At 40.2% G+C, this 12,732-nt stretch carries 8 protein-coding genes; all 8 read left to right on the top strand.

What is annotated here, in order from left to right:
- Positions 1 to 11: 11 nt before the first annotated feature.
- A complete protein-coding gene (gene tssH / locus PSH41_RS12730) occupies positions 12 to 2,615 on the top strand; it encodes a type VI secretion system ATPase TssH (RefSeq protein WP_273589179.1) in 2,604 nt (867 codons plus the stop codon).
- Positions 2,616 to 2,852: 237 nt separating this feature from the next.
- Complete coding sequence (locus PSH41_RS12725) at positions 2,853 to 3,332, top strand: Hcp family type VI secretion system effector (protein WP_024032870.1); 480 nt, start codon at positions 2,853 to 2,855, stop codon at positions 3,330 to 3,332.
- A gap of 74 nt (positions 3,333 to 3,406) precedes the next feature.
- A complete protein-coding gene (locus PSH41_RS12720; protein ID WP_024032869.1) occupies positions 3,407 to 5,284 on the top strand; it encodes a type VI secretion system Vgr family protein in 1,878 nt (625 codons plus the stop codon).
- 7 nt (positions 5,285 to 5,291) lie between these two features.
- Positions 5,292 to 5,648 carry a hypothetical protein gene (locus tag PSH41_RS12715; RefSeq protein ID WP_024032868.1) on the top strand — a complete coding sequence of 119 codons (357 nt, stop codon included), beginning with the start codon at positions 5,292 to 5,294 and terminating at the stop codon, positions 5,646 to 5,648.
- Between the two features lie 37 nt (positions 5,649 to 5,685).
- On the top strand, positions 5,686 to 5,976 hold the full coding sequence (locus tag PSH41_RS12710; RefSeq protein ID WP_024032867.1) for a PAAR domain-containing protein: 291 nt from the start codon (positions 5,686 to 5,688) through the stop codon (positions 5,974 to 5,976).
- A gap of 2 nt (positions 5,977 to 5,978) precedes the next feature.
- Positions 5,979 to 7,004 (top strand): hypothetical protein, encoded by a 1,026-nt coding sequence (locus PSH41_RS12705; protein WP_273589178.1) that lies wholly within the window; start codon positions 5,979 to 5,981, stop codon positions 7,002 to 7,004.
- Positions 7,001 to 7,852: a hypothetical protein gene (locus tag PSH41_RS12700; protein ID WP_273589177.1), complete on the top strand. Its 852-nt coding sequence runs from the start codon at positions 7,001 to 7,003 to the stop codon at positions 7,850 to 7,852. Before PSH41_RS12705 ends, PSH41_RS12700 begins: the two co-directional genes overlap by 4 nt.
- The gene (locus PSH41_RS12695) at positions 7,852 to 12,726 is read left to right on the top strand and encodes an RHS repeat-associated core domain-containing protein (RefSeq protein ID WP_273589176.1); all 4,875 of its coding nucleotides are present in this window, start codon (positions 7,852 to 7,854) and stop codon (positions 12,724 to 12,726) included. The genes PSH41_RS12700 and PSH41_RS12695 overlap by 1 nt, the downstream gene beginning before the upstream one ends.
- Positions 12,727 to 12,732 lie beyond the last annotated feature (6 nt).

The following is a 12,732-nucleotide window of genomic DNA, read 5'->3' as shown; positions in this document are numbered from 1 at the left end:
AGGAACACTGTATGTCTTCGATGACACTCAATAAATTAGTTGAAAAACTAAGCCCTGATTGCAGAAAAAGCCTAGAGGCGGCGGTTGCAATTTGTAATAGCAGAAGCCACTTTACAGTGGAGCTTGAACATTGGTTACTTGCCATGATTGAGCAGCAACTAGATGATGTTAGACTTATTTTTGGCTCTTTTGACATTGATATTGAAAAAGTAAAACAAGACTTAAATCAATCTTTAGAAGCGTTTAAAACCGGTAGTGAGTCATCACCTAGTTTATCTGTACATGTTACTAGCTTATTAAAGCAATCTTGGTTAAGTACCAGTATTGAGTTTACAGATAATCAAATTCGCAGTGCCTACGTTATTTATACGCTTGTAAAAGACGATACCTTATCGAGCTTAGTAACCCGTTGCAGTAAGTTATTTAATAAAATAGAGCCAGGGCAGTTGCTTCATGCGTGGCCAGAAATAGTTGCTCAATCGCAAGAGCGTAATCATTCAGTACAAAACACGGCTAGCCAATCGGCTACAAACCCTAAAACCCCGAGCCTTGACCAATTTACTGTTGATTTAACTGCTCAAGCAAAAGCCGGAAAAATAGATCCTATTTTAGGACGCGACTTCGAAATTCGCCAGATGGTTGATATTTTGACCAGACGCCGTCAAAACAACCCTATTTTAACCGGTGAAGCGGGTGTAGGTAAAACAGCCGTAGTTGAAGGCTTAGCTTTAAGAATTGCACAAAAAGATGTACCGGCCGTGCTGCAGAATGTAAAAATTCACAGCTTAGATTTAGCACTATTACAAGCTGGCGCAGGTATGAAAGGCGAGTTTGAAAATCGTCTTAAATCATTAATTAACGAAGTAAAAAATTCAGTTAACCCGGTTATTTTATTTATTGATGAAGCTCATACAATGATTGGTAGCGGTGGAGCCGCAGGCCAAAACGATGCTGCTAACTTATTAAAACCAGCACTTGCTCGCGGCGAACTTAGAACCATTGCTGCTACAACGTGGGCTGAATATAAAAAGTTTTTTGAAAAAGATGCAGCTCTAACACGCCGCTTCCAAGTGGTAAAAGTAGAAGAGCCAACGCCAGAAAAAGCAGTGGCTATGTTACGTGGTTTAGTGCCCGTAATGGAAAAACACCACAAAGTATTTATTTCTGAACAAGCACTCGAAAGTGCAGTGCACTTATCGCATCGCTATATTACGGCAAGGCAACTACCCGATAAAGCGGTGGCATTATTAGATACTGCCTGTGCGCGGGTGGCAATGAGCCAAGCATCTACACCAAACACTATAGAGCAACTTGTAAATCGATTAAGCGAAATAGAAACACAAGTGCAGATGCTACACCGTGAACAAAAAACAGGTTTAGATCATTCAGTGCAACTAGATACACTTAAAACTGAACTTGTAACTATTGAAGAGCAGTTAGCGCCGTTAACTGAGCAGTTTAAAGTAGAAAAAGAAATTGTAGCTGAGCTTAATCAGGCACTCGAGTCTATTAACTCAGAACAAGAAAATTCATCAGATGAAATTTTAGCCAATCTTAAGCAGAGTAAAGAAAAGTTAACTGCTTTTGAACATAATATGGTTCATTGGCAAGTGGATGAAGAGCTTATTGCACAGGTTATATCAGATTGGACTGGCATACCTGTAGGTAAAATGCACGAAGATGAAATACATGGCATTTTAAACCTTGCACAGCAAATGAAAAAACGTGTTGTAGGGCAGGACCATGGGTTAGATTTAATCGCTAAGGTAGTGCAAACATCTCGCGCCCAACTAGCAGATGAAAGCCGACCTAACGGTATTTTTATGTTGGCAGGTCCAAGTGGTGTAGGTAAAACCGAGACTGCACTTTCGCTTGCACAAGAAGTGTATGGCAGTGAAGAAAATGTCACCATTATTAATATGTCTGAGTTCAAAGAAGAGCACAAAGTATCACTACTGCTTGGTTCACCTCCTGGGTATGTAGGTTATGGCGAAGGTGGCATATTAACCGAAGCCGTAAGAAGAAAACCGTACAGCGTAGTGTTGCTCGATGAAATGGAAAAAGCTCACCCTGGTGTACAAGATATTTTCTATCAAGTGTTTGATAAAGGTACAATTAAAGACGGTGAAGGCCGTGATATCGACTTCAAAAATACAATCATTATTATGACCTCTAATGTGGGAACTGATACCACCATGAGCTTATTTGAAGACGAAGAAAGTAAACCTAGTATCAAAGGTTTATTAAAAGCATTACAAGATGATTTACTCGCATCATTTAAACCTGCTTTTTTAGGGCGTATTAATGTAATACCTTACATTCCACTAAGTGACGATATTCTTACAGAAATTGCATCACTACAAATTGATAAAATAATTAAACGCGTTAATAAGCATTACGATGCTGAGCTTAAATATGAAAATGACGTAATAGAATATATTATTGATAATTGTCAAAATGCAGGGTCCGGTGCTAGGAACATTCATACCATTTTGCAAAATAAATTATTGCCTTTGTTGTCGGAAGTTTTACTTTCTAGCATGATTGATGACAAAAAAATAAATAGTATATCGCTATCAGTTAAAGATAATGAATTTAATATTGAGTTAAATTAAAGTTTATTTAATTTAACTTAGTATTAAGGTTGTTTCTTTATTTTTAGGGTATTATAATTTTGGTGCCTTAAATCACTACATGGAATTTTGAGACATTGTCTTCATCTAAGGAAAGGAATCTGAAGGCCTTTTCATTGCTGTATTAAAGATAATGATTTCAAAGGAATTTTTGGGAAACCAAAGTAAATAATCCAGTCTAAATGGATAACATTGTTTAATTAAAAGGAGCATTATCAAATGCAAGCAAATACATATTTAAAATACGGTTCAATCAAAGGCGAAACTACAGCTGAATCTTTCAAAGATTTAATCACAGTATTATCTTTAGATTGGAACGTAAGCCGTGAAATTAGCGCAGCAACTGGTACAGCAATGGACCGTGAGTCTAGCTCTACTCGTCTTGGCGACGTTACTATCACTAAACTTCAAGATAAAGCATCTCCGGATCTTTTCAAAGAAGCGACAATTGGTAAAGGCTTACCAGCTATTTTCCATATCACTAAACAAGGTGATAAAGTTGAAGAAATCATGAAAATCGAACTTACAGATGCGATGATTTCTAGCTATTCAGTGTCAGTACAAAACGATCGTCCTATTGAAACAATCACTATCAGCTACACAGAAATGATGATGACTGTTACTCCAACAGACGACAAAAATAACATTACTGCTCCACTTGTATACGGTTACAGCGGTGTTAAAGGTCAACAAATGTAATATTTGTTATCTTATAATGGCTCTGAGCTTTTGCTCAGAGCTTTTTTTGATCTTTAGGATGGGAAAGGCAAGGAATGCAAGCAGCAACACAAAATAACAACGTAATTCAGATTAGCACCCCTGCTGGTAAAGATGCCCTCTATTTAACTCGTTTTGTTGCCCAAGAGGCAATGTCAGACTTATTTGTTATGTCTGCCAATATGTACACAATTGGCAAGCAAATAGCACATGAAGATTTGGTTGGAAAGCCAGTATCTATTAAGGTAAAAAATGCACAAGGCGGCGGTGAGCGTTACTATCATGGAATAGTAAGCCATTTGGTTTCAAACGGCAGCCGTACAGCTGATGTAGAAGAACAAAAAAACTATATAGATTACCAAGCAACTATCGTCCCGTTTGCAGCATCTATGCGCAACCGTAAAAACAGCCGAATATTCCAAAAGAAAACAATTAAAGAAATATTTGCTGACCTATTTGGCCAACACAATGTTGCCTTTAGCGATAAAACCAGCAAAACATACCCTAAATACGAGTACTGTGTTCAGTACCAAGAGTCAGACTTTGACTTTATTCAACGATTGCTTCAACAAGAAGGTATTTTTTACTTTTTTGAGCATACCAACAGCAACCATACCTTGGTATTAGCTGATGACATTACCGCTTATGAAGTGTGCGACGAAGCAAAGGTAGTTTACTCAACTGGCCATTTAAGCGAATCTCATGTATCACGTTGGCAGGGCGGTTTAAGTATTGCGCCAGGCAGCTTTAAACGCGTTGGTTACGATTTTAAACAGCCATCACGTTACCCAGATGGTGAGCAAGCTAATCCAGAGTTACCGACTCAATCAGTATCAGAAATTTTTGAATACACGGGCGAGCAAGAATGCCACCCGCGCGCAGCTAATTTAGCATCTGTTCAGCTTGAGTCATTACAGCGAGACATGAAGCTTTCTAGTGGTCGTAGTGATTGTCGTTCATTTACAGTGGGTAAACTCTTTAGCTTTAAAAAGCACGAAGACCCACGTCTTGAAGGTAAAACATTTGTTATTACCTCTATGATGACGTCAATAACGGTGCCTAATCAGTCTGGCTCTCAGCAGTCGTCAGTAGAAGAAGTCTACTCAAACCATTTTGAATGCGTACCCAAAGATATACCCTACAGAGCGCAAATAAATAAGAAAAAACCAGTTATAAACGGTGTGCAAACGGCAATCGTAACTGGCGACAGCGCCGATGAAATAATGATTGACCAATATGGTCGCGTAAAAGTGCAATTTGACTGGGACCGAGAAGGTAAAAAAGATTCAAAAAGCTCGTGTTGGATCCGTGTTGCGCAAAACTGGGCAGGTAAAAAGTGGGGAGCGTTTTTCTTCCCTCGGGTAGGCCAAGAAGTACTTGTAGACTTTATAAATGGCGACCCAGACCAACCAATTATTAGCGGAGCAGTGTACAACGCAGATTTAATGCCTCCGTATGCACTACCTGGCGAAAAAACACAAAGTGGTATTAAAACACGCTCTACCAAAGAAGGCGGAGCCGATAACTTTAATGAGCTAAGGTTTGAGGATAAAAAAGGCAGCGAGCTGGTTTATATTCAAGCAGAAAAAGATAAGCAGCTTTACGTAAAAAATGACCAAAACGACAAAACAGATCACGACCATAATATTGAAATTGGCAACGATCGAAAAGTTGATATTGGCAATAATGAAACACTAAAAGTGGCTAAAAATCGCAGTGACGATATAGGTGAAAACGACACGTTAAAAGTGGGTAAAACACTTAATATTGAAGCTGGTGATGAAATAGTAATTAAAACAGGCTCTGCACAAATTAAAATGAGCAGCAGCGGTAATATAACTATAGAAGGCACTAATATAGACATTAAAGGCAGTAACGTTAAAGTTGATGGTAGCGCCATTACTTTATCTGCCGGCATGATTAAATTAAATTAGTGCAGTTATGGAAATAATAAATAGCTTTTATACAGGGCATAGAAACGGCATTAATAATAATGGTTACGTTGTATATTGCCGTTATGGTTTGCCGTATTTAATTTGTTTACCAATAAATAGGCCAGATGATCCATTGCTAAATCCTGCATTAACGCATTTAAAAGCTATGGATGGTTATTATGCTAATCAGTTTTTAAGTAATTTACATAATGCTTTAAATAGTGAGGATACCATAGCCGCTTTATATCAGTACGCATTACAAAGCCCGGTATCAATTTCGGATTATAGTAAGGCAGAATTAGTTGATACATTATCGGGTTTAGTTTCTCAAAGTAAATTATTAATTATTCCTTTATTTGATTAGTTTTATTGTCAAAAAGTAAATAAGACAAGGAGTCTTTATGGGTAAGCCCGCAGCTACAATTGGTCATATGCATGTATGCCCTAAAACCACAGGTACAGTCCCGCATGTTGGCGGCCCTGTTGTGGTAGGCTCAACTAATGTATTAATAGGTAGCATGCCCGCAGCACGTAAAGGCGATATGTTAGTGTGTGTTGGGCCACCCGACAGCATAAAGTCAGGCTCTGGTAGCGTAAAAATTAACGGTAAACCCGCAGCTCGAATGGGTGATGATAGCTCCCACGGCGGAAAAATTGTTGTTGGTAACCCTACTGTATTAATAGGTGGCTAACCTTGCTGTCTACTTACATAAGTAATCATCAAGCACAATTGCTCAGTATTAGTAAGGCGCAGTGCTGCCCGTTTACTTCTGTAGGTTATGTAAAAACACTTAAAAAAAAGCTGTTAGAAACAACGTGGCTAACCGCTAAAAAAAATAATACTCCTCAACACTTTACACAACCCGATTTAACTTTAATTAATACGTTAGTAACGAGTGAGCAAAGCCTTGATGTGACTGCGCAGGCATGTATAGAGGTTATGGCTAATTTACCGCAAACAATTAACCTGGCTTTTATAAACTCGTTGCTCAACAGCCCATCCCTGCATGACTTAGCAAAGGCTGTTATTTATAAAGTTTTATTACAGCAACACAGCTTTAATTTAATTGCATTAATTGACTTAAACACTATTTATTTTGCATTGGCTAATAGCACCGAACAAGAGGCAACACCAGCCGAAACAGTGGCGCTTATCAGCGCATTCAACCCTAATGCAAACATACAAGTGCTAAAACATGTGTTTGATGAGCTATGTAAAAGTAAGCTTGTTAATTCACCGTTAATGTCGCTTTTTTTATTATCACTAAGTTGGGAACAAGTAAACGCATTAAGTAATTACGCAAGCAATGTTTTAACAGTCGATGACACGTTACATGTGCTATTACAAAGTGGCTATGTAAAGCTAGTGCCCTTAGCGTGTATGTCGTTAAACCAAGTAGAAAACCCAACAGCTATTATTGCCTTAATAAGGCGAATGCTCGGTGATAAGCTCGATTTACTCGTAAGCTATGACATTCAAGTAAGTGCGTTTAATGCTGAACAACAAGCACTAGTGGCTTTTAAACAGCAATTACAGCAAAACTGGCCTAAATACGAGGAGGAGCTTTGCTTACAAAGGTTTGTAGCTGGAAAATCTCTTAATAAAAGGTTAAACGCAATAGAAATGTCGGCAATGGACTGTTATAGCCAAGCAATATTTAATTTGTATACCTACTACAAATCGATGGCTAAAAATGTAAAAGCAGAGGCGCAAGCATGAAGGCGTTCAATGTAAACGTAAGCTGTTTTTCTACGCCTTTGTCGCAAGACATAGATACACTGCTATATGCAGATACCCCAACTCCACCTAACGGTATTACTTGGCAATCATGGAATGCCTGTATTTATGATTGCATAGTAAAAGCGAAAGAACTTTTTGCAAAAGTAGAAGACTCAAACTTGCCACTTGTATGGTTATTGCCAGCACTTGCGTACCAAGATGAGCTAAAGCAGCTTTTAGCAAAAAGTTTTAAACAGTTGTTCCCTGAGCATGTAGAGCACTTATTATTTTATGGCGCTGTTGGTGCTAATACGTTAGTGCAGTTGGCGGTGCAAAAAAAATGGCATAAGGCAAACGTGATTGCCATTGATGCTACCTATAAAGCCGATAAAAACAATGAGTGGGTATACTTAGGAGTAGGTGGTGCACTCGCGACTATTGAAACGGCTCAAATTGGCTGGATGCAAACTAGTCATGAATTTGCTCCTTCAATAGATTTTATAAAGCACGACCAACTAGGCGGTATATTTTCAAAAATCGCACAGGATAATAAAGACCATATAGATCTTATATTTGCACCTGGCAACGGCATACATCAGCAAAGTGATGTTTGGCTGACTAATTTACAATTGCTCATTAATTTAATTAATGAGCATACACATTATGAATTACCTAATTACAAATTAGGTAAAATTGGTGCGCTTGAAGGACTCGTCAATTTATATCAATTGACCTCAAGCCCGGCTATTGTAAATCACTTTAAACACGCGTTAGTGATTTCTCAAGAACAATCAAAATATCAGGCCGCAGCATCATACTTATGGATAAGTGAGGAAGTACACAACTAATGCAAAGTAATACGGTTGTTTTACAAGGAACGAGTTACCCCATTTGCCTAGTTGCTGGCAAAGGCCAAACGCCGTCAGGTTATGCGCCAAGTGTGGCAAACACCCCTGAAACGGCTAAACAACAAATAGCTCAAATTGGTGGTGCGTTAACAGGTGACGCTGCCAAACGTCTTGATGTAATTAATTTATTAAATAGCGCTGGCGTTAACTGCCCACGCAGTGCCTCTGCCCGCGAAACCGCAAGCGTACTTACCCAGGCCTTAGTAAGTGGCGCAGTAACGTGTTACCACCAAAAAGCAAAGTCGGCCATTCAAGTAAGCGATAATACAAATAGTGGCTCAGCGGGCAAAAAGTCGAGCAATAAATCAAGCTCAACCGCATCAGGTAAAAGCGCATCGCAAGCACCCGCTAAAAATACGGGTGGTGCAAGTAATAACACCGCAAGTGAAGAGCCCATTACCAATCAAGAGTGCCGCTCAGATCCTGTTTCAATGCTCTCTGGCGAAGAAATTCTCCCGCTTATCGACTTTACCCTAGCAGGCAGTCGCCAATTAGTGTGGCGACGTTTGTATCGCTCATCTCATGCTGATGTGTGCACAACAATGGGTAATGGTTGGCGCCATGACTTTATGGCAAGCCTTACAGAGCATTATTTGCCGCCGCCAAAAGTGGGCCCTAAGCAAAAAGGCACTTACTGGTTAGAGTACCAAGACGAGCACGGCGCTAAACATAAATTTGAAAAGGTGAAACCTGGCCAATCAAGCTATCAGTTAAGTAGTAACCTTGCGCTACATTACCAAACAAATGGTAAGCAAGTACTTGTAACACCAGATGACCAACACCTTACGTTTAAACCAGGCGAAAGCGCGTGGCTGCTTGAAAAAATAATTAACGAAAAAGGTCAAAGCATCGCGTTTTATTACGATGCTAAAGAGCGCCTACACCGTATAGAAGTAAATAAAGTACGTGGCTGTATTATTAGCTACAACGCGCAAGGTTTGTTAAGCAAAATAGCAGCGTACTACACCGATAAAAACAACAAACAACAATTGCTATCGCCATTACTAGCAAGCTACGAGTACGACGAAAACAAAAACCTTGCTCAGTCTACTAATCAGCAAAACGAAACTGAGCGCTACGCCTACAACGCCGCTAATTTATTAACAAAGCGTACCCGAGCCAGTGGCTTTAGCCATCATTTTGAGTGGGATAGCTACTCACCCAGCGCTAAATGTATAAAGCAGTGGGGCGATAACAACACCTATACTTACCAGTTTGAATACAACCTTGAGCGCGGTGAAACAACCTGTATAGACTCTCGCGGCCACAAAGAACACTTTGTACATAACGCACAAGGTAAATTGGTAAAACATACCGACCCTAACGGCAATGTTTGGCAATATACATACAATGTACAAGGCCAAAAACTCAGTGAAATAAAGCCCGATAGCAGCACAACGCGCTATAGCTACACACCTTTCGGCCAATTAGAAACAATAACGCAGCCAGATGGTAGCCAAACCCATTTTGCTTACAACCAACTTGGGCAACGTGTACTAACTACCTTACCTGATGGCCAAACCATTACGCGTAAATACAGTGTGGCTGGCTTATTACAAAGCGAAACCTTTGGTGATGGCCGCACCACATTATACAGCTACGATAAGCTCGGCCAGTTAACTCAGCATATTAATAAAAATGGTCAAATCACCAAGTTTATTTGGAACGAGCAAGGCGAGCTATTAGCAAAGCATCATAACGATGAGTTAATACGTTACAGTTATGACAGCCTAGGCCGCGTAAATGCCACACTGAATAACGCAGGCTTACTCACTCAATATAAATACAATGAGCACGGCCAGCTTACACAAACCATTGCCTTTGATGAAAACGAGCCTGAAAATAAGCAGCATCAATACTTTAGCTACGACGAAGCAGGGCGGTTAATTAGCTCGCAAAACAGCAAAGGCCACACCACCGAGCAACACTTTGAAGGGCTAAGCCAACCGCATTGTGTTATTCAGCCCGATGGCAGCGCACTGCATTTAACGTACGACAAAGAGCGCAACTTAACAGCCATCGAGCGAAGCGATGGTCACGTATACCGCATAAGTTACGACGCGAACGAAAACCCAACGCAAATAACCGGGTTTGATGGCACGCTACAGCAATATAAGTACGATGCCTGTAACCGCTTAGCCTCAGTAACGCAAAGCAACAAACGCCATGTAAAAATAGAGCGCGACAGCCTTGGCCGTGTAACTGCGCAGCATGCAAGCCTTGCAAGCGGCTCCCATATTGTTAATAACGCCAATTATTACAGCTACACAAAGCAAGGTAAAATAGCGCGTGCACATAATGCGCAATCAACACTTAAACAACGCTTTGATAAAGGCGGGCGGCTACTGTGCGCCGAGCAAGTTAATAACCAGCAACAAGCGCATACCTTAAAATACAGCTACGACGAATACGGCAGAAGGCAAACCCTTACCCTGCCAGATTCAACCACGCTTAAATACAGCTACAACCAGTTTGGCCAGCTAAGCGGTATTAACTTACAGCAAACCAACAGTAAAGAGATTGAGCTAGCTGAGCCGCTTGTAACATTAAGCTACGACAGCCAAGGTAATATTAAAACCCAGCAGTTTGGTAACAGCATTACCCTCAATCAACAGTTTGATGTATTTAATCGTTTAACGCAGCAGCAGCTTACACACCCAGCGCAAGCATTATTTGATACCTGTACGTACAACTACGACAGTGTAAACCAGCTTATTGCCCGCAAAAACGAAGGTGTAAGCAGCCAAAATATCAATTTTGAATACAACAGCTTAGGCCAGTTGATACAGCAAACACTGGCAAGTTCACGTGCTGATACAACCACGCACTACCAGTGGGATAGCTTTGGTAACCCGCAAAGTCAGACTGTTCAATCAAACACAAGCGATGCAGACCTTAGAGATACAGGCGAGCAGGGTATAGAACATGATGCAGCCAGTAATGAGCATACAGTCAGCCCTTCTATTGATTTAACACACGCCACCCATAGCGAATACAATGAGTTAGCGCCAAATGGTAGTGAAAGTAGTAGTAAAAATAGTAGCAACGTTGAATCAGTAATAAACAATGAAAGTACGAACAACACCACAATAAACAGTGCCACCGACGCCGACCGCCTAACACACTTTGGCGACAGCGACTTTTACTACGACGATTTTGGTAACCAAATACGCGAAACCGGCAAAGGCATAAAAACCCGCCGTGAATACAATGCATTTAACCAATTAAGTTGTTTTAATAATAACGGCACGCTCACGCAATACGACTACGACCCTCTCGGGCGCCGTATTGCCAAGCACACTGAGCAGGGTAAGATTGACTACATTTGGGATAACGACCAGCTAATTGGTGAATACCAACACGGTGAATATACGTGGTATATCAACCTGCCAAATCAATTTCACCCAGTCGCGCTGATTAAACAAGGCGAGGTGTACTACTACCACCTAGACCAACTTAACACCCCACGCTTTGTAACCAACAACAAAGCAGAAGTCGTATGGGAAAACCAAGCCGATATGTATGGTTATGAAGAACCAGAAGCCGAGTCTGACACTAATAAAGGAAACACCTTCACTCAGCCAATCCGCTTTCAAGGGCAATATTTAGATGAAGAGAGCGGCCTGCATTACAACCGTTATCGCTACTATAGCCCTAAACAACAGCGCTTTATAAACCAAGACCCGATTGGATTAGTGGGTGGAATAAACCATTATCAATATGCGCCAAATCCGGTTAATTGGGTGGATCCGTTTGGTTTAATGTGTGAAGAGGGTGAGAAGAGCTTAAAAGAAGCGTTAGATACAAGAGTCGCTTCTGGGTGTATAAGCCCTAAGCTATCTGAAAAATTATTTAAAGCAGCTCAAGATGGGCAATTAACTCCAAAAGAAATTAAAAACAGTTTAATAGAAGATAGCTCTCATAAGCTTATTAAAAAAATAAATGATGCCAAACCTGGATATTCTATAGAGGGCCCTAGTTCTTTTGCAGATGTTCTCGATAAGTTAGAGCAGGCGAAAAAGAGAATTGATGATAATGGTGGTTATGTTCCTAAATACTCAGATGATGAATTGCGTTCAATGGCATCATCGGGTCAACCTCCAACGGATAGGTTTGTTGTTAGGTTTTCTACAGCTCCTAAAGATAATAAGACTAAAGAAGTAATTATACCTGAATTGAATAAAGGGCCTATTGGTCATTTACGTGATTCTTCAGGCCGCCACCCTCTCTGGATGAGTACTTTTGATCAGATAGAGTATGCTGATAGCGATCCTAAAATAATTGCTGATGTGTTTGGCACTAATTATGATCCTAACCAAGACTATGTTTTATATGTTATAGATAGAGGTGAGGATCACGAACAGAATGGTTCCGATGTTTTCGTTCCAACTTTTGCTAACATCAAAGAAAAATTAAAGATGGAATTTGCAGGAGAGCTTGAGCCGCATTTAATTGATAAAGTTATGACGCCGGAATATTCTGAAAAATTTAGAGAGCATTGGTCTGAGTTTAATACATATCTTTCTGATAAAGGATTACATTGGACTGAAAGCTTTAAAGAAAATAGGGCTCAAGCTTTTGCTGTTGAGTATTTCTCAGATTTGCATCAAGCTGATGAGTTCTTAACTAGGCAAATTATCTTATCCGAGATCGGTGCTTGGGAAGTGTTTACGGGAGATGGTCTAACAGAAATGAAGTCTCAAAAAGGTAAACCAGGCGCACTCGAAACGCTTGAGATTCAACATAGACCAGTGTCTGTGAAAGAGTTGACAGCTCAGAAAAAACTATTGGAAATACGATTAAAACATAGTTAGCTAACG

It is taken from the genome of Pseudoalteromonas sp. CST2, from assembly GCF_028599385.1.
In the GTDB taxonomy this organism is placed as follows: Bacteria; Pseudomonadota; Gammaproteobacteria; order Enterobacterales; family Alteromonadaceae; genus Pseudoalteromonas; species Pseudoalteromonas atlantica.
This window is presented reverse-complemented; position numbering and strand designations above follow the sequence as displayed.